The organism is Palleronia rufa (assembly GCF_000743715.1).
Taxonomy (GTDB): domain Bacteria; phylum Pseudomonadota; class Alphaproteobacteria; order Rhodobacterales; family Rhodobacteraceae; genus Palleronia; species Palleronia rufa.
The window spans coordinates 18,784-35,425 of sequence record NZ_JQEY01000015.1; the positions used below are offsets into that span (position 1 = coordinate 18,784).

Here is a 16,642-nt window from a genome sequence, read left to right on the forward strand (position 1 = left end):
AGACCCGATGCGGCGCGGCCGGGCCATGCTTTGCCGGCGCGAACGCGTCGAACCCATCAGATCCTGGCCCGCTCCGGACATGCCCTGTGGCGATGCGGCTTGCCTGCGGCTCCGGCCGCGCCGGGCGCCATGCCGGCCTATGGGGTCGGACCGGCCCCGGGGTCTCCGCCGCGGGGTCCGGACCACGGCTCCAGCGCAACCGGCGGGATGTCGCGAAAGAGCCAAGACAGCGTCGGACGATGGGACATCGAACCCCCCGCGACGGCGACGTCCTGTCGGAACAAATCCTGCGAAACACGGGCGAGTTCTGGAGCGGGTGAAGGGAATCGAACCCTCGTCTGGAGCTTGGGAAGCTCTCGCTCTGCCATTGAGCTACACCCGCCTCGGCATCCGGATTACGCCCAGGCGGGATGTGTCGTCAAGCGAAAGGGCCGCAGCGCGCCGCGGCCCCTCCGGCCGGCCCGCGCGCGGGCCGGCGGCGCCGCAGCACCCCGTCGATCGCATGGATGTCACCGGTCGGCTGCCGGTCATCCGCGTTCGCCGCGCAAGAGGCATAGCCGCGGTCGTCGAAACCATCGGCTTCGCCCGATGCAACATCTGCGCAGAATGCGCGCCGATCGGGCGAGCGGTCGGGACAAGGGTGATACGTTCGGCGGATCTCGCCGCGTTTTCGACGATGGTCCGGTCCGCGAACATATCGGCGGCACCTACCGTCGGGTGCGGGACCCCAAGGGGCGCCGAAAGAGCCTGAGCGGCAAAGGCAAGGCTGGCCGGGCCGCTGCGAAAAAACGGGTCTGCATCGTCATCGAAACCCGCCCCGTGGCGCTGCAAGCTGCCTGTCAGGGGGCACCCGGAGCCGCGGGACAGGCGCAAGGATTTCAGCCGCGCTTTCGGCGCCTGGGGCGGCCGCCGTCGCCGCCGGTGTTGAAGGACACGTCGGGCAGGGGCGCTATGGCGCGCAGCTGCGAAAACGGATCGGTGGCGTGGGGCAGGGCGCTGGCGGCCACGAAATGCTCCTGAAAGCGCGGCTCTATGGCGGTTTCGACCTTGTGGATACGGGTGACCGCCGCTTCGATCTCCGCGCGCGCGGACCGGTTCAGAAGTGCGATCCGTGCGCCGGTTCCGGCGGCGTTGCCCGCGCTGGTCACATGGTCGAGCGCGACGTCGGGGATCATTCCCAGCACCATCGCGTGCCTGGGAGAGATATGCGCGCCGAAGGCGCCGGCCAGCACCACGCGGTCCACGTGGTCCACGCCGCGTTCGTCCATGAGCAGGCGCGCCCCGGCATAGAGGGCGGATTTGGCCAGCTGGATGGCGCGGATATCGCCCTGGGTCACGCTGATGACCCGGTCGCCGTCGCGATGGAGCACATAGGCGTGGGTGCGGCCCTCGGCCTCGATCCGGTCGGTGCCCACCTGGGCGGCCGAGCCGATGAGCCCGGAGGCGTCGACGATCCCGGCCATGCGCATCTCGGCCACCGCCTCGATGATGCCGGAGCCGCAGATGCCGGTGATCTCGGCGTCGAAGGCCGGATCGTCCGACCACAGGTCAGACCCGATGACGCGGAAGCGCGGGGCGCGGGTTTCGGGGTCTATCCGTACCGCGTCGATGGCGCCGGGGGCGGCGCGCTGGCCGCTGGAGATCTGCGCGCCCTCGAAGGCGGGTCCGGTGGGCGAAGAGCAGGCCAGGACGCCGTTGCGATCGCCCAGCAGGATCTCCGCATTCGTGCCCACGTCCACCACCAGGGTGAGTTCGTCGCGGTCGCCGGGGGCCTCTGACAATGCCACGGCGGCCGCGTCAGCGCCCACATGGCCGGCGATGCAGGGCAACAGATAGGCGCGCGCGGCCGGGTTGAGGCTGGTCAGCCCCAGTTCGGACGCGGCGCACTCCACGGCCTCCGACGTGGCCAGCGCGAACGGCGCCTGACCCAGTTCCACCGGGTCGATCCCCAGCAGGAGGTGATGCATCACCGGGTTGCAGACGACGACGGTCTCGACGCAGGCCTCCGGCGCGATACCCGCGTCACGGGCGGTATCGCGCGCCAGCGTGTCCATCGCGTCCCGCACGGCGGCGGTCATCTCGGCATCGCCGCCGGGGTTCATCATGGCGTAGGAAACGCGGCTCATCAGATCCTCGCCGAAGCGGATCTGCGGGTTCATGATCCCGGAGGAGGCGCGGACCTCGCCGGTGTCGAGATCGCACAGATGCGCCGCGATGGTGGTCGAGCCGAGGTCGATGGCAAATCCGAAAAGCCCGCTTTCGTAAAGGCCGGGCCAGATGTCGATCAGCCGGGCCGGGCCGCGATGGGCGTGGTGTATGGCGACGGTGACGCGGAACCCGCCGCGGCGGAGCGCCGGCTGAAGCTTGCGCAGCAGCGGCAACGTGGCCTCGACCGGGCCGACCTGCCACTGATCCAGCAGCGCGCGGTTCAGGCGCTGCAGATCGCCGGCGGGTTCGTGCATGTCGGGTTCAGGAACCTCGACGAAATAGAGGCGGGTGGCGGGGTCCATGCGAATGTCGCGCTGCGCCGCGTCCTTGCGGACGACCTGACGGTGCACCTGGCTTTCGGGGGGCACGTCCAGGACCACGTCGCCCCGGATCTCCGCCTGGCACCCGAGCCGGCGCCCGGCCTTCAGACCGCGTTTTTCGTGGTAGCGCGCCTCGACCGCGTTCCATTCGGACAGGGCATCGGCGGCGACGGTCACGCCGTGCTTCGAGTGCTGGCCGAATTGCGGGGCGACCTGACATTTCGAGCAGATACCACGCCCGCCGCAGACAGAGTCGAGATCGACCCCCATGCGCCGGGCCGCATCCAGAACGCGGGTGCCCGAGGGCACGCGGGCGCGCTTGCCAGAAGGGGTGAAGATGACAAGGGGATCCAGGGTCACGAAAGAAAGCCGATTTTTGTTCCAAAAATCTGCGTTGTCCCGATTTTCGGAACAAAAATCGTGCTCAACAGACCACTTCGATGAAGCCCCGATTGCAGATGACGACATACTGGCCGCCGCATCGGATCATGTGAAAGCCGCGTGCCTGCACCTCGCGAATGAGACGGTCGCGCCCGATCTGCTCGTCCGCCCAGACAACGGAGCGCCGCACCACGCCGCCGCGGCTCACCGCTTTCGCGGAGAACATCAGGCGCAGATTTGCTTCGATCGTCATCGGGGTAAGCATGTCGCGAACCCACCATGAAAGTGCTTACCATCCGGTTACCCCCGGCGTCGACGTCCGCCGGAGCGCCCGCCGCGCCCGCCGCCCGCCGCCTCCGCGACGCGGGCGGCATCCGCAAAACTTTCCCCTGCCTCGACGGCATCCAGCACCCGGGAAAAGCTGATCCAGGCGCCGCCGTTCGGATCGTGGTTCATCAGAAAGTTCGCCGCCCGGATCGCCTCCATCTCCACGGGGCGGACCGGGTTCATGATCGCGCTCGTCATGCCGGCAGCGATGGCCATGGGCAGGAAAGCTGCGTTGATCCCGTGGCGATGGGGCAGCCCGAAGGAGATGTTCGACGCGCCGCAGGTGGTGTTCACGCCCAATTCCTCGCGCAGGCGCCGCACCAGCGTGAACACCTGCCGTCCCGCGCCGGCCATGGCCCCCACGGGCATCACCAGCGGATCCACCACGATGTCATGCGCGGGAATGCCGAAATCGGCGGCGCGCTCCACGATCCGCTTGGCCACCGCGAAGCGCACGTCGGGATCCTCGGAGATCCCGGTGTCGTCGTTCGAGATCGCCACCACGGGCACGCCGTATTTCTTGATCAGCGGAAAGACCAGCTCCATGCGCTCTTCTTCCCCGGTGACGGAGTTGACCAGCGGACGGCCCTCGGCGGCGGCCAGACCGGCCTCCAGTGCGCCCGGAACGGAGCTGTCGATGCACAGCGGCACATCCACCAGCCCCTGCACCAGCTCGATCACCGCGCGCATCAGCGGCGGCTCGGTCTCGTTCGGATTGGGGTTGGAATTGTAGACCACGCCCGCGTTCACGTCGAGCACCATGGCCCCGCAGGCGACCTGCTCCAGCGCGTCCTTCTCGACGGTCGAGAAATCGCCCGCCTCCAGCTCGGCGGCCAGCTTCTTGCGCCCCGTGGGATTGATCCGCTCTCCGATCACGCAGAACGGCTCATCGAAGCCGATGGTGACGGATTTGGATTTCGATTCCAGAACGGTGCGGGTCATGCTGTCTCCTGTTGGATACGGGCGCGCCAGGGCGCGAATCCCGGATCGGTATAGTCGTGAATGCTGGCGACCGCACCCGCCGCCCGCAGTGCCGCGTCGTCGAGCGAACTGCGGATCCCGACGGTGGCGATCCCCGCGCGGGTCGCGGCCGTGACGCCGGAGACGCTGTCCTCGAAGGCCAGCGCCTCCTCGGGGGCCAGCCCGAGACGCTCCAGACCGGTGACGTAGGGCAGGGGATCGGGCTTGCCGCGGGGCAGGGCGTCGCCGATCACCACGGCATCGAACCGGTCGGCAAGCCCCATGGCCGAAAGCATGGCGTCGGCGTTCCTTGCCGGAGCGTTGGTGACCACGGCCAGGGCCAGGCCCGCCTCAGCCGCCTCGTCCAGAAGGGCGGGAAGGCCACGCACCGGGGCGGCGCTGGTCCCCAGCCGGTCGCGGAACCGCGCCTCCTTGAGGTCGGCCAGGGCCGTGCCGTCCTCGTCGGGGAAGAACTCGGCGAAGATATCGGCGTTGAGACGCCCCTGGATGCGGTCGCGGAAGAATTCGGCGTCGATCCGCCGTCCGCGTTCGGCAAAAAGGTCCGCAAAGACCGCGACATGCAGCGGATCGGACAGGATCATCGTGCCGTCCAGATCGAAGAGCAGTCCGCGGATCATCGGCTGGCGCGGCCCGGCTCCGGCGTGGCGCGCTCCCGGGCCCAGTCGGCCGCCGCGGCGATCCCGCCCAGCGGAAAGATGTGCAGACCGTCGATGGGGAACGCGGGATCGGCGGCCCGGGCGCGGGCCAGATCGGCCAGCATCTCGTCGGGCGTGTAGGGCAGCACCAGCTTGGTGACGTCGAGCGCGCGCTTCTGCAGGACCTTCAGCGACGGACCGACCCCGCAGGCGATGGCGAACTTCAGCAGCGTCTGGAGCTTGGCCGGACCGGCAAGGCCCAGGTGGATCGGCAGGTCGATCCCGGCGGCGCGCAGACCCCGCGCCCAGGCCAGCGCGGGGCCGGCCTCGAAGCAGAACTGCGTGACGATGGCCATCCGCGCGTCGGTGCGGCGCGAGAAGTCCTGCTTCCAGCGCAGCGCGTCCGACACGTTCCTGTCCGAACCGTCGGGGTCGATGTCGCGGTTGCCCTCGGGGTGGCCGGCGACGTGCAGATCGGTGAAGCCCGCCGCATCGAAGAGTCCGGTTCCCAGCAGGTCCATGGAGGTGGCGAACGCCCCGCTGGGCTGGGCGATGCCGCCCGCCAGGATCAGGCCCTGCGTCACGCCCGCCTCCCCCTGGTAGCGCGCGATCCAGTCGGCCAGCGTGGCGCGGTCGGGGATCGAGCGGGCCGGAAAATGCGGCATGACCCGAAAGCCGTCCCGGGCCAGCCGCGCGGCGGTGGCGACCATTTCCTCGATCGGGGTGCCGTCGATATGGGCGATGTAGACGCGGGTGCCGGGGGCGAGGAGGGCGGTGAAATCCTCGACCCTGGCGGCGGTGCGGGGCATGACCTCGATCGAATGGCCGGCCAGCAGATCGGCCCCGGCGTGGGCCGCAGGGACGGCGGGGCGGGAACGGCGGAACGAAAGGATGGACATGAGCGCCTCCGGCAGCGATGTGGACGTTGCGGGGCAGCGCATCAGTCGCGGCCGCCCCGGTCGATGAGTGCCCTGAGGCGCCCGGTGTCGTACTCGGCCTCGATCCGCGCCGCGGCGGCCCGTGCCGCGTCCGCATCCGTGCCCTCGACCGTGACCGGCGCCGCGCGGCGCCAGTCGGCCAGGTAGGCGTCCGTGCCCTGCGCGCCAGAGGCCATGGCGGCCCGGTCGATCGCCTGCTCGAACCGTTCGGACAGGGGCACCTTGGTGCCCCTTCGTCCCTTGCCCGCGATGACCTGCGCGGGGATGTCGCGCCAGTAGACGATGGTGATCTCGGCCATGGAACCCTCTCGGCTCGGTGTCTTCCTACGCGGGTCCGCACCGGGTTCGATGCCCGATTTCGACCCATTCCCGCGCCCCTGCGACGCCTATGTAGGCAATCTTCGCGCCGCCGGCCACGATCGGTTGCGGCAATTCGGTTCATGATGATCGTGAAACGGTCGCGGGCCCCCGACGGCACGGTCACGGCTTGCAACACGGGCGTGCGGGCCCTACCGTAACCGCAACTGATTGGAGGGCGGCCCATGGCGCCCAGGCGTCCCGAAGGTGCGGGCGCGTTCCCGAAGCCGGTCGAGCCGCCGCGCACCACACATGTCGATCCGGCCTCGCTCTACGCGGCGCTCGACCTCGGCACGAATTCGTGCCGGATGCTGATTGCCCAGCCCAAGGGCAACCAGTTCCACGTGGTGGACAGCTTCTCGAAGTCGGTCCAGCTGGGCCACGGGCTGGAGGCGACGGGCCGGCTGTCGCGCGCCTCCATGGACCGGACCGTGCACGCGCTCAAGATCTGCCGCGGCAAGATCGACCGCCGCGGGGTCAGCCATATGCGGCTGGTCGCGACAGAGGCGTGCCGGAGGGCCTCCAACGGCGCGCAGTTCCTGGCCAAGGTCGTGCGCGAGACGGGGCTGCGGCTGGACGTCATCGCCCCGGAGGAAGAGGCGCGGCTGGCGGTGATCTCCTGCGCGCCGCTGGTCTCGACCCGGACCGAGCAGCTGCTGGTGGTGGACATCGGCGGCGGGTCCACCGAGCTGGTGTGGATCGACCTCACGCGGGTGCCGCGCCACGACCGGCCGCGCGCGATCATGCGCCTGCACGCGGGCTTCAAGCCAGCGGACGGATCGCCGTTTGCGGCCGCCCGGGTGGTGGACTGGATCTCCGTGCCGCTGGGTGTCGCCACCCTGCGCGAGCAGTTCGACGACGTGCGCAACGATGCCGCGCGGTTCGCCCTGATGAGCTGGTTCTTTGAGGAAAACCTTGTCAATTTCGCGCCCTATGCCAAGGAGCAGACGCGCGACGGGTTCCAGATCATCGGCACGTCGGGCACCGTGACCACGGTCGCCGCCAGCCACCTGGGCCTCAAGCGCTACGACCGCAACCGGGTGGACGGGCTTCGGATGACCTCCGACCAGATCGACGCCGTGATCCGGGACTATCTCAGCCTCGGCCCCGAAGGCCGGCGCAACGATCCGCGCATCGGCCGGGACCGCCACGCGCTGATCATGTCGGGCTCCGCGATCCTGCAGGCGCTGTTGCGGGTCTGGCCGACGGACCGGCTGTCGGTGGCCGACCGCGGCCTGCGCGAGGGGCTGCTCTATGCGCAGATGTCCGCGGACGGGGTGCTGGACGACGGGCCCTACTGACGCGCCTGGGGCCGGGTCCGACAGCCGCGCGGCAAACGTCAGGCCGATACGGTGACAAGCTCGGTGAACCCGCCGAAGATCATGCGCCGGCCGTCGAAGGGCATGTCGCCCATCCCCTCGCCCCCGCCGGACATCATCTTTTCCCAGCCGGCGTCCCGGGTCGCCTTGTCCGGCCACAGGATCCGGCTGGCGACGACGGTTTCCCCCGGCGCGGCTTTCACCGCCATGGGAAGGGACGTGACCTCTCCGTCCGGAATGTCGTCGCCCCAGTAATCCGCGACCTCCAGGGCGCCAAGGCTCAGGATGTAGCTGCCGGCCTTTTCGCAAAAGGCCCTGTAGGCGTCCCGCCTCTCGTCCGGCACCGACGCGATGCTGATGTCCGCATAGGCCATGATCCTGTCTCCCTGCGCTGTGTGAACCGCGCCCCGATCCTGCGCCGGGATCCCGCGCGGGACAAGCGCCGGGTCGGGCGCGGCCGATGCGGCACGGCCGGCCCCTCCGCGCGCGACAGGCAGGCGGGGCGCGTAGTGCTTTCGTTTGAGTTGCATCGCGCGCGCCGATGCGCTGGAGTGGTCCCGGTCAGGGAGGACATTTCACATGACACGTTCAACGACTGCACTTGCCGCGATCCTCGCCCTCGCTTCCGCGCCGGTCCTGGCGCAGGACGAGCCCGAAAAGGGCAGCCCGCTGGAGGGACGGCCCGACACCCCGGCCGCCCAGGAACTGGCGCCCGAAACGCCGCCCGCCCTGCCCACGGCAGAGGCCGATCTGCCGCTCGACATGCTCAAGGCGCCCGAAGGCTTCTCGGTCGAGGTCTATGCCAGCGGCATCGACAACGCGCGCACCCTGCGGGTCGCCGACGACGGGACCGTTTTCGTCGGCAACTGGCAGGGCAACGACGTCTATGTGATCCCGGCCGGCGGCGGCGAGCCGCGGAAGATCTACGAGGATCTGGACTGGCCCAACGGGCTCGCGCTGCATGACGGCGATCTCTACATCGCCGAGCACACCCAGATCTCGGTCGCCGAGAACATCATGGACAACCTCGACAGCCCGCCGGAGCTCAAGGTGATCTACGACGAGCTGGGCGAGCCGCGTCCCCACGGCTGGCGGTACCTGGCCGTGGGACCGGACGAACAGCTCTACGTGTCGAATTCCGCGCCCTGCAACATCTGCGCGCGCGAGGAGGGGTTCGGAGAGATCCGCCGCATGGGACTCGACGGGTCCGGCGCCGAACCGATCCTGACGGGTATGCGCAACACCGTCGGCTTCGACTTCAACCCGGAGACCGGCAACCTGTGGTTCACCGACAACCAGCGCGACTGGCTCTCGGAGGACATCCCGGAGGATGAGCTGAACGTCCTGACCGAAGAGGGGCAGGATTTCGGATTTCCCTACTGCCACAACGGGCTCTACACCGATCCTGAATTCGGCTGGGGCCGTCAGTGCAGCGAATTCACGGATCCCGTGGCCCTGCTCGGGCCGCACACGGCGCCGCTCGGGATGCGGTTCTACACCGCCGACGCCTTCCCCGAACAGTACCGCGGCCAGATCTTCATCGCCAAGCACGGCCCATGGAACCGCACCCGGAAGGAAGGGGCCGAAGTCGCCGTCGCCTATCTCGACGGTGAGACGGGGATCGAGCGGACCGAGCCGTTCCTGACCGGCTTCATCCAGGACAATGAGTATGTCGGGCGGCCCGTGGACGTGGAATGGCTGCCCGACGGCTCCATGCTGGTCTCCGACGACTGGAACGGCGCCGTCTACCGCGTGAGCTACGATGGCTCCTGAGGGATGGATCGCCGCCGGTCTCGCCATTCTGGCGGGGCCGGCGGTGGCGCAGGGGTTCGAGGAGACGAAAGAGCAATGCGTGGCCTGCCACGCGGCCGAATCCGCCGCGCCGGAGACGCCGCTCCTCGGCGGGATCGACGAGAAATACGCCCTTCTGCAACTCGTCGCGTTCCGCGAGGGCAACCGCGCGGGCGACGTCATGCCGGCCATGGTGGACGGGTTCTCCAACGACGATCTGCGCGCGGCCGCCGCATGGGTGGCCTCGCTCGATCCGCCCGCCGCGCCCGAGACGGGCGCTGATGTGGACATGGAGGCCGGCCGTCGGCTGGCCGAGAGCAATCGCTGCAACGTCTGCCACAAGGCCGACTACCGCGGGGGCGACCAGATCCCGCCGCTGAGAAACCAGCACGCCGCCTATCTCGAGTCGTCGCTGCTCGACTACAAGGCCGAGCGCCGCATCGGCGACCGCGCCGCCATGGTCGAAATCGCCCAGGCCCTGTCAGACGATGAGATCGCCACCCTCGCCGGGTTCCTCGCGACCCTGCCGGCGGCATCCGAATGAGATGACGGCCCCGGCCGCGGGGATCGCGGCAGGGGGCGGCCCGCCGGGCCACGGCCGCGCGCGGGGCGCTGTTGACCGGATCGCTGTAGGCGTCGCTGCTCGACGACAAGGCCGAGCGCCGCATCGGCGACCGCGCCGCCATGGTCGAAATCGCCCAGACCCTGTCAGACGATGAGATCGCGACCCTCGCCGGGTTCCTCGCGACCCTGCCGGCGGCATCCGTATGAGATGACGGCCCCGGCCGCGGGGATCGCTGCCGGGGGGCAACCCGCCGGGCCACGGCCGCGCGCGGAGCGCCGTTGACCGGATCGCTTTACCTGTCCTGCGGGGTGCCGTCACGCGGGGCGCCGTTGACCGGAACGCTGTACCGGTCCTGCGGGGTGCCGTCGCGCGGATCGCTGTGCCGGTCCTGCGGAGGTGCCGTCGCGCGCGGGGGCAGCCGGCCGTTCCGTCCGGCGTTCCCGGGCGCGACCGGATCCAGGGGGCCGGTCCGCAGGGTGCGGACGTCCGCCCGGACCCGCCTCCCGGAAAGGCCGGGTTCCGGGACCCGGCCCCGGCGCCTCCGGAACGCCCCTCAGCGCCGGGCGCGGGTCACTCGCCCGCCGTATTGGCCTTCGCCACGGCGTCGTAACCGGCGGTAAAGCCGGACAGCGAGATCGTCAGCTCGATCTGCTGGTCCGGCGCGGCGGCGGGCACGATGACCATCGTCGCGGCGGATCCGCGCTTGAACTGGTCCACTTCGGCCTGCGTGAACCCCACCCGGGCGAAACATCCCTGCTGGGCGCAGAAGTCGAACGGATAGCGCCGCGACTGGCCGCCATCGACAGAGATCGTGACGGCGCGGGTCAGCAATGTCTCCAGCGGTGTGATGATGGTCGATCCGGCCGCCGCCTCGCGCCCCTGGGGCAGGGGAAAGACGCTCATCTCCGCCACCGCGTTGCCGTTGTCGTCCTTGAGAAGCTGGTAGAGCTGGCAGGGATCGGTGCCCTCTGCGGTGCGGACGCAGCGCTGCTCCCAGTCGCCGAAGGTGCCGGCGGCGTAGGAGGATCCCGGCCCGGCCTGGGGCGCGTCGGCGGGCTCTCCCATGTTCAGCCCGTCGGTGCCGGACGGCTCGACCACCTGCGGCTGGTCGCCCGTGGCGGGCGCCTCCGGGCTGCCGGCGCCGTCGGCGGCGGGGGTGTCGGCCTGGGGGGTGTCGGCCTCCTGCGCCTGCGGGGCGGCGGGCGGGGTCTCTGCATCCTGGGCTGCGACAGGTCCGCCGCCGGCCAGCAGCGCTGCCAGAAAGATCGGCTTCAGGAGATCGGGCATTGTGGGTCCATCGGTTGTTGCTCGAATTGAGGGGCCATGTATCAGGAAGCCCGCGCCCTGTCAGGTCTCATTCGCGGCACCGGCCGGACGTGAAAAAGGCCCCTCAAGAGGGGCCTTTTCCCTATGCTTTCTCCCTGGCGGACTGGCCAGTTATCATTGATTGCGCGGACGCTACGGACTTCGTTTCATTCCGTCAACAGCGAAGTTCCGCCGATAGGGCGGCCGGCGCGCTTTGCGCGCGGGGCGCGAAGATCCGCCGTCCCGCTCGCCCGTTTTCCGGGCCGCGGGCCCGCGCACAAGGCTGGCGGACGGGCGCCGGGCCTGTATGCTGGGCCGGACCATCCGCAAGAGGGCACAGGGACGATGGAGAGCGTTTTCGCAGGCGGCGGGCCGGAGCGCGCAGGGCCGCAGACGCTTTCGCTGCCCGGTGGACCGTCTCCGGGGCGGTCGTCACGCAACCTCGGGGGCGCCACGGGCAGGCGGATCCTGCGCCGTCTCCCCGGTTCGCTTTCAAGGGACGCCAGCAGATGAACAACGACGAACAGCGCGCCTACTGGAGCGGTGAGGTGGGCACCCGCTGGGCCACGCTCGGCTCTGTGATCGACACCAGCTTCGCGCCGGTGACGGAGGCCATCGTCGCAGAGGCCGACCTGACCGGCACGCACGCGGTTCTGGACGTGGGCTGCGGCGGCGGCGCGCTGACCCGCGCGCTGGCCGCGCGGGCGCGGCAGGTGACCGGCGTCGATGTTTCCGCACCGATGCTGGCGACGGCCCGCGCCGCCGCCGTCCCGAACACGCGGTTCCTGGAGGCCGACGCGCAGATCCATGCAGCGTGGGACGACCGGTTCGACCGGATCGTGTCCCGCTTCGGCGTCATGTTCTTTGCCGATACCGTCGCCGCCTTCGCCAACCTGCACCGCGCCGCGGCGCCGGACGGCCGCCTGATCGTCGCCGCCTGGGGCCCGGCCGAGGCGAACCCGTGGTTCACCGTGCCCCGCGCCGCCGCCGTGGCCAGGCTGGGACCTGTGCAGGACGATCCGGACGCGCCCGGCCCGTTCCGCTTTCGCGACGCCGGCCGGGTGGTGGACTGGCTGTCCCGGGCCGGCTGGCGCGACGCTGCGGCCACGCCGCTGGACCTGTCGCTGACCCCGCCCGGCTCTCCGGCCGAGGTCGCGGCCTTTTCCACCCGGATCGGCGGTGCGTCCCGCGTGCTCTCTGCCCACGGCGCCGATGAGGCCGCGCGCTCGGCTGTCGCGCGCGACCTGGAGCCTGCCTTCGCCGCGATGACCGGCATGGGCGGCACCCGCGTGCCGGCCCGGATCAACCTGTTCACCGCCCGGGCCTGAGCCGGGCTTTGCACTGGCGCGCGATTTGCGGCACAGGGGCGGCATGGGATTTTCCTTCAGCCTCCATGCCACCGACGGCGCCGCCCGCACCGGCGCCGTGCGGACGCCGCGCGGTGAGATCCGCACCCCCGCCTTCATGCCGGTGGGCACCGCGGCGACCGTCAAGGCGATGCTGCCGGGCAGCGTCCGCGCCACCGGGGCCGACATCCTGCTGGGCAACACCTACCACCTGATGCTGCGTCCGGGGGCGGAACGGATCGCCCGTCTGGGCGGGCTTCACCGTTTCATGAACTGGGACCGGCCGATCCTGACCGATTCCGGCGGCTTCCAGGTGATGAGCCTGGCCGACCTGCGCAAGCTGACCGAGGACGGGGTGACCTTCCGCTCGCATATCGACGGTTCGCGCCATGAGCTGACGCCGGAGCGCTCCATGCAGATCCAGAAGCTGCTGGGCTCCGACATCGTGATGGCCTTCGACGAGTGCCCCGCGCTGCCCGCCACGGATGCGGCCGTCGCCGCCTCCATGCGCCTGTCCATGGGCTGGGCAGAGCGGTCGCGCGACGCCTTCGGCGACCGCCCCGGCCACGCGCTCTTCGGGATCATGCAGGGCGGCGTGACGCGGGACTTGCGTGAGGAATCGGCCCGCGCGCTCACCGCCATCGGTTTTCACGGCTACGCCATCGGCGGGCTGGCGGTGGGAGAGGGGCAGGAAGCCATGTTCGGCGTGCTCGACTACGCGCCCGGCCTGCTGCCCAGGGACGCCCCCCGCTATCTGATGGGAGTGGGCAAGCCCGACGACATCGTGGGCGCGGTGAAGCGCGGCGTCGACATGATGGACTGCGTGCTGCCCTCGCGTTCCGGGCGGACCGGACAGGCCTGGACCCGGCGCGGGCAGGTCAACCTCAAGAACGCGCGCCATGCCGACGACCCGCGCCCGCTGGACGACGCCTGCGCCTGTCCGGCCTGCCGCGGCTATTCGCGCGCCTATCTCCACCACGTCCACCGCGCCGGTGAGATGATCGCGGGAATGCTGCTGACCTGGCACAACCTGCACTACTATCAGGACCTCATGGCCGGGATGCGCGACGCCATCGCCGAAGGCCGGTTCGGCGCGTGGGAGGCCGGGTTCCACGCCGAGCGCGACGCGGGCGACATCGCCCCCCTGTGATCCGCGCGACCGCGTCAAACCGGGCCGGATTCCGGCGCGCGGCGTACGGATCGCGTCCGAAAACGTCCCGCCGTGTACAGAAGTCCCGGCCCATCCGTGCAAACCGCCGTCTCCGGCGCCGGTCCGGACGGCAGTTGCAGTCCGCCCGCGGAAGCCCCACATTCCCATCGTAAGCCGGAGGGCCGAGCGCGTTGCCGCATGACGGGACCGACCGCGCCCTTGCCAAGAAGGAAAACAGATGACCGAGCATACTTACCCCGTCCTGCCCCTGCGCGACATCGTCGTCTTTCCGCACATGATCGTGCCGCTCTTCGTGGGGCGCGAGAAATCCGTGCGCGCGCTGGAAGAGGTGATGGCCGACGACAAGCAGATCCTGCTTGCCAGCCAGATCGACCCCGGCGTGGACGACCCCGACACCGATGGGATCTACCGCGTCGGCGTGCTTGCCAACGTGTTGCAATTGCTGAAACTTCCCGACGGAACGGTAAAGGTTCTGGTCGAAGGCCGGGCGCGGGTGAAGATCAGCGAATTCATCGAGAACGCGCGGTTCTTCGAAGCCCGTGCCGATGAGCTGGCCGAGACGTTCGGCGATGAGGACACGGTGTCCGCCCTGCTCCGTTCGGTCGGAGAGGAATTCGAGCGCTACGCCAAGGTCAAGAAGAACATCCCCGAAGAGGCGCTGGCGTCGGTCGGAGAGACCTCCGATCCGGGCAAGCTGGCCGATCTCGTGGCCGGTCACCTTGGCGTGGAGGTCGAGCAGAAGCAGGACCTTCTGGAGACGCTGGAGATCGCCGGCCGCCTTGAGAAGGTCTATGGCTTGATGCAGGGCGAAGTGTCTGTTCTGCAAGTGGAAAAGAAGATCAAGACCCGCGTCAAGAGCCAGATGGAACGCACCCAGCGCGAATACTACCTCAACGAGCAGATGAAGGCGATCCAGAAGGAACTGGGCGACGGAGAGGACGGCGCCGGAGAGGTGGCCGAGCTGGAAGAGCGCATCGCGGCCACCAAATTCTCCAAGGAAGCGCGCGAAAAGGCCGAGGCCGAGCTGAAAAAGCTCAAGAACATGAGCCCGATGTCCGCCGAGGCCACGGTGGTGCGCAACTACCTCGACTGGATGCTGTCGATCCCGTGGGGCACCAAGTCCCGCGTCAAGAAGGACCTGAACCGCGCCCAGAAGGTGCTCGATGACGACCACTACAGCCTGGAGAAGGTGAAGGAGCGGATCGTCGAGTATCTGGCCGTGCAGCAACGCTCGAAAAAGCTGAAGGGGCCGATCATGTGCCTCGTCGGTCCTCCGGGCGTGGGCAAGACCTCTTTGGGCAAGTCGGTCGCCAAGGCCACCGGGCGCGAGTTCATCCGCATCAGCCTCGGCGGCGTGCGCGACGAATCGGAGATTCGCGGCCACCGCCGGACCTATATCGGCTCCATGCCCGGCAAGATCATTCAGGCGCTGAAGAAGGCCAAGACCACCAACCCGCTGATCCTGCTCGACGAGATCGACAAGATGGGCCAGGACTTCCGTGGCGATCCCGCGTCGGCCATGCTGGAGGTGCTCGACCCCGAGCAGAACGCGACCTTCGTGGACCACTACCTTGAGGTCGAATACGATCTCAGCAACGTCATGTTCCTGACCACGGCGAACTCCTACAACATGCCGGGTCCGCTTCTGGACCGGATGGAGATCATTCCGCTGGCCGGCTATACCGAAGATGAGAAGGCAGAGATCGCCAGGCGGCACCTGATCGCCAAGCAGATCAAGAACCACGGCCTGAAAAAGGGTGAGTTCGACATCGAGGACGCGGCGCTGACCACGATCATCCGAACGTATACCCGCGAGGCCGGCGTGCGGAACCTTGAGCGCGAGCTGGCCAAGCTGGCGCGCAAGGCGGTCACCAGGATCGTCCGCAAGGAGGTCGACAAGGTCGTGGTGACGCCCGAAAACCTCGGCGATTTCCTGGGCGTGCCCAAGCACCGCTACGGGCTGGCCGAGGAAGAGGACCAGATCGGCGTCGTCACGGGACTGGCCTATACATCGGTCGGCGGCGAGCTTTTGCAGATCGAGGCGCTGCGTCTGCCGGGCAAGGGCCGGATGAAGACCACCGGCAAGCTGGGCGACGTGATGAAGGAGTCCATCGACGCGGCCTCAAGCTTCGTGCGGTCGATCAGCCCCCGGATCGGGGTCAAGCCGCCGAAGTTCGACACGCTGGACATCCACGTGCACGTGCCCGAAGGCGCGACGCCGAAGGATGGGCCGTCCGCCGGTCTGGCAATGGTGACCTCCATCGTCTCGGTCCTGACGCAGATCCCGGTCCGCAAGGACATCGCCATGACGGGTGAGGTCACGCTTCGCGGCAATGCCCTGCCCATCGGCGGGCTGAAGGAAAAGCTGCTGGCGGCCCTCCGGGGCGGCATCAAGACGGTGCTGATCCCGGCCGAGAACGAAAAGGATCTGGTCGAGATCCCGGACAATGTGACGAAAGGCCTGACGATCATCCCCGTCCGCCACGTAAACGAGGTGCTCGAGCACGCGCTGGTACGAAAGCCCGATCCTGTGGAATGGGACGAGGCCGCTCAGGAGGCCGCGGACGCGGAGCATCGCGCCAGGCTTCAGGCGGCCGAAAGCTCCATGACCGTCACCCACTGACGCGACGGATATTGGCAAAGCCCCTCGGTCTGCGTCCGATGCGGTCCGCGGGAGGTTCCGGATCCTGACCTGTCGCGTCCGTCGCGGCAGGTCTTTTTTTGTTGGCCTGGTCGTGCCCCCGGAGTGGGACGGTCAGTCGTTGCCGGTCAGCAGGACCGCCAGCAGCGCGAACACCAGGATCGGAACGGCCGGGCCGTCCATCACCGACGTCGTCGGCTCATAGATGACCGTGGGCTGCGTCGTGGCGGGGGTGGCGGCAGCAGGCGCGGCGACAAGGCTCAGCGCTACGAAGGCAATGGCGGTTCGGGTCAATGGGTCAGGTCTCCTGGGGGACGGTTTCCCCATAGACGGACGCGGCGGGGCCTCTGTCAACGT

Annotated in this window: 15 protein-coding genes and 1 tRNA gene; 6 read left to right on the forward strand and 10 right to left on the reverse strand. The window is 69.2% G+C overall.

Going from position 1 to position 16,642, the window contains the following annotated elements:
• Nucleotides 1–308 precede the first annotated feature (308 nt).
• The 7 genes from KW83_RS15650 to KW83_RS15680 form a co-directional block, all read right to left on the reverse strand.
• A tRNA-Gly gene (locus KW83_RS15650) sits at nucleotides 309–382 on the reverse strand.
• Nucleotides 383–878: 496 nt separating this feature from the next.
• Nucleotides 879–2,888: an ASKHA domain-containing protein gene (locus KW83_RS15655; protein WP_036180856.1), complete on the reverse strand. Its 2,010-nt coding sequence runs from the start codon at nucleotides 2,886–2,888 to the stop codon at nucleotides 879–881.
• Nucleotides 2,889–2,952: 64 nt separating this feature from the next.
• Nucleotides 2,953–3,162: a hypothetical protein gene (locus tag KW83_RS15660; RefSeq protein ID WP_036180923.1), complete on the reverse strand. Its 210-nt coding sequence runs from the start codon at nucleotides 3,160–3,162 to the stop codon at nucleotides 2,953–2,955.
• Between the two features lie 47 nt (nucleotides 3,163–3,209).
• Nucleotides 3,210–4,178, reverse strand: a complete 969-nt coding sequence (locus tag KW83_RS15665; protein WP_036180859.1) for a methyltetrahydrofolate cobalamin methyltransferase — start codon at nucleotides 4,176–4,178, stop codon at nucleotides 3,210–3,212.
• Nucleotides 4,175–4,834, reverse strand: coding sequence for an HAD family hydrolase (locus KW83_RS15670; RefSeq protein ID WP_036180860.1), 660 nt, complete (start codon nucleotides 4,832–4,834; stop codon nucleotides 4,175–4,177). Before KW83_RS15670 ends, KW83_RS15665 begins: the two co-directional genes overlap by 4 nt.
• Nucleotides 4,831–5,751 carry a methylenetetrahydrofolate reductase gene (locus tag KW83_RS15675; RefSeq protein ID WP_036180861.1) on the reverse strand — a complete coding sequence of 307 codons (921 nt, stop codon included), beginning with the start codon at nucleotides 5,749–5,751 and terminating at the stop codon, nucleotides 4,831–4,833. Before KW83_RS15675 ends, KW83_RS15670 begins: the two co-directional genes overlap by 4 nt.
• Before the next feature lie 41 nt (nucleotides 5,752–5,792).
• On the reverse strand, nucleotides 5,793–6,089 hold the full coding sequence (locus tag KW83_RS15680) for a virulence factor (RefSeq protein WP_036180863.1): 297 nt from the start codon (nucleotides 6,087–6,089) through the stop codon (nucleotides 5,793–5,795).
• Between the two features lie 243 nt (nucleotides 6,090–6,332).
• On the opposite strand from KW83_RS15680, the gene KW83_RS15685 reads away from it, so the two are divergent.
• Nucleotides 6,333–7,448: a Ppx/GppA phosphatase family protein gene (locus KW83_RS15685; RefSeq protein ID WP_036180864.1), complete on the forward strand. Its 1,116-nt coding sequence runs from the start codon at nucleotides 6,333–6,335 to the stop codon at nucleotides 7,446–7,448.
• 38 nt (nucleotides 7,449–7,486) lie between these two features.
• On the opposite strand, the gene KW83_RS15690 is transcribed toward KW83_RS15685, so the two are convergent.
• Nucleotides 7,487–7,840: a DUF1428 domain-containing protein gene (locus KW83_RS15690; protein WP_036180866.1), complete on the reverse strand. Its 354-nt coding sequence runs from the start codon at nucleotides 7,838–7,840 to the stop codon at nucleotides 7,487–7,489.
• A gap of 205 nt (nucleotides 7,841–8,045) precedes the next feature.
• Between KW83_RS15690 and KW83_RS15695 the strand changes: the two genes are divergently transcribed.
• The gene (locus tag KW83_RS15695; RefSeq protein WP_200879698.1) at nucleotides 8,046–9,239 is read left to right on the forward strand and encodes a PQQ-dependent sugar dehydrogenase; all 1,194 of its coding nucleotides are present in this window, start codon (nucleotides 8,046–8,048) and stop codon (nucleotides 9,237–9,239) included.
• Complete coding sequence (locus KW83_RS15700) at nucleotides 9,229–9,801, forward strand: c-type cytochrome (protein ID WP_051928574.1); 573 nt, start codon at nucleotides 9,229–9,231, stop codon at nucleotides 9,799–9,801. The genes KW83_RS15695 and KW83_RS15700 overlap by 11 nt, the downstream gene beginning before the upstream one ends.
• 591 nt (nucleotides 9,802–10,392) lie before the next feature.
• On the opposite strand, the gene KW83_RS15705 is transcribed toward KW83_RS15700, so the two are convergent.
• Nucleotides 10,393–11,109, reverse strand: a complete 717-nt coding sequence (locus KW83_RS15705; RefSeq protein WP_051928575.1) for an invasion associated locus B family protein — start codon at nucleotides 11,107–11,109, stop codon at nucleotides 10,393–10,395.
• Nucleotides 11,110–11,636: 527 nt separating this feature from the next.
• On the opposite strand from KW83_RS15705, the gene KW83_RS15710 reads away from it, so the two are divergent.
• From KW83_RS15710 to lon, 3 genes are all read left to right on the forward strand, one after another.
• The gene (locus tag KW83_RS15710) at nucleotides 11,637–12,455 is read left to right on the forward strand and encodes a class I SAM-dependent methyltransferase (RefSeq protein WP_036180867.1); all 819 of its coding nucleotides are present in this window, start codon (nucleotides 11,637–11,639) and stop codon (nucleotides 12,453–12,455) included.
• Between the two features lie 43 nt (nucleotides 12,456–12,498).
• Nucleotides 12,499–13,623: a tRNA guanosine(34) transglycosylase Tgt gene (gene tgt, locus KW83_RS15715; protein ID WP_036180868.1), complete on the forward strand. Its 1,125-nt coding sequence runs from the start codon at nucleotides 12,499–12,501 to the stop codon at nucleotides 13,621–13,623.
• 295 nt (nucleotides 13,624–13,918) lie between these two features.
• Nucleotides 13,919–16,267: an endopeptidase La gene (lon, locus tag KW83_RS15720; protein ID WP_407667878.1), complete on the forward strand. Its 2,349-nt coding sequence runs from the start codon at nucleotides 13,919–13,921 to the stop codon at nucleotides 16,265–16,267.
• Between the two features lie 132 nt (nucleotides 16,268–16,399).
• Here lon and KW83_RS15725 read toward each other — a convergent pair whose 3' ends face one another.
• Nucleotides 16,400–16,579 (reverse strand): hypothetical protein, encoded by a 180-nt coding sequence (locus tag KW83_RS15725; protein WP_036180871.1) that lies wholly within the window; start codon nucleotides 16,577–16,579, stop codon nucleotides 16,400–16,402.
• Nucleotides 16,580–16,642 lie beyond the last annotated feature (63 nt).

Coding starts and splice junctions, on each gene's coding strand:
- KW83_RS15660 (WP_036180923.1), bottom strand. CDS start 3,162: ATGACGATCGAAGCAAATCTGCGCCTGATGTTCTCCGCGAAAGCGGTG.
- KW83_RS15665 (WP_036180859.1), bottom strand. CDS start 4,178: ATGACCCGCACCGTTCTGGAATCGAAATCCAAATCCGTCACCATCGGC.
- KW83_RS15670 (WP_036180860.1), bottom strand. CDS start 4,834: ATGATCCGCGGACTGCTCTTCGATCTGGACGGCACGATGATCCTGTCC.
- KW83_RS15675 (WP_036180861.1), bottom strand. CDS start 5,751: ATGTCCATCCTTTCGTTCCGCCGTTCCCGCCCCGCCGTCCCTGCGGCC.
- KW83_RS15680 (WP_036180863.1), bottom strand. CDS start 6,089: ATGGCCGAGATCACCATCGTCTACTGGCGCGACATCCCCGCGCAGGTC.
- KW83_RS15685 (WP_036180864.1), top strand. CDS start 6,333: ATGGCGCCCAGGCGTCCCGAAGGTGCGGGCGCGTTCCCGAAGCCGGTC.
- KW83_RS15690 (WP_036180866.1), bottom strand. CDS start 7,840: ATGGCCTATGCGGACATCAGCATCGCGTCGGTGCCGGACGAGAGGCGG.
- KW83_RS15695 (WP_200879698.1), top strand. CDS start 8,046: ATGACACGTTCAACGACTGCACTTGCCGCGATCCTCGCCCTCGCTTCC.
- KW83_RS15700 (WP_051928574.1), top strand. CDS start 9,229: ATGGCTCCTGAGGGATGGATCGCCGCCGGTCTCGCCATTCTGGCGGGG.
- KW83_RS15705 (WP_051928575.1), bottom strand. CDS start 11,109: ATGCCCGATCTCCTGAAGCCGATCTTTCTGGCAGCGCTGCTGGCCGGC.
- KW83_RS15710 (WP_036180867.1), top strand. CDS start 11,637: ATGAACAACGACGAACAGCGCGCCTACTGGAGCGGTGAGGTGGGCACC.
- tgt (WP_036180868.1), top strand. CDS start 12,499: ATGGGATTTTCCTTCAGCCTCCATGCCACCGACGGCGCCGCCCGCACC.
- lon (WP_407667878.1), top strand. CDS start 13,919: ATGATCGTGCCGCTCTTCGTGGGGCGCGAGAAATCCGTGCGCGCGCTG.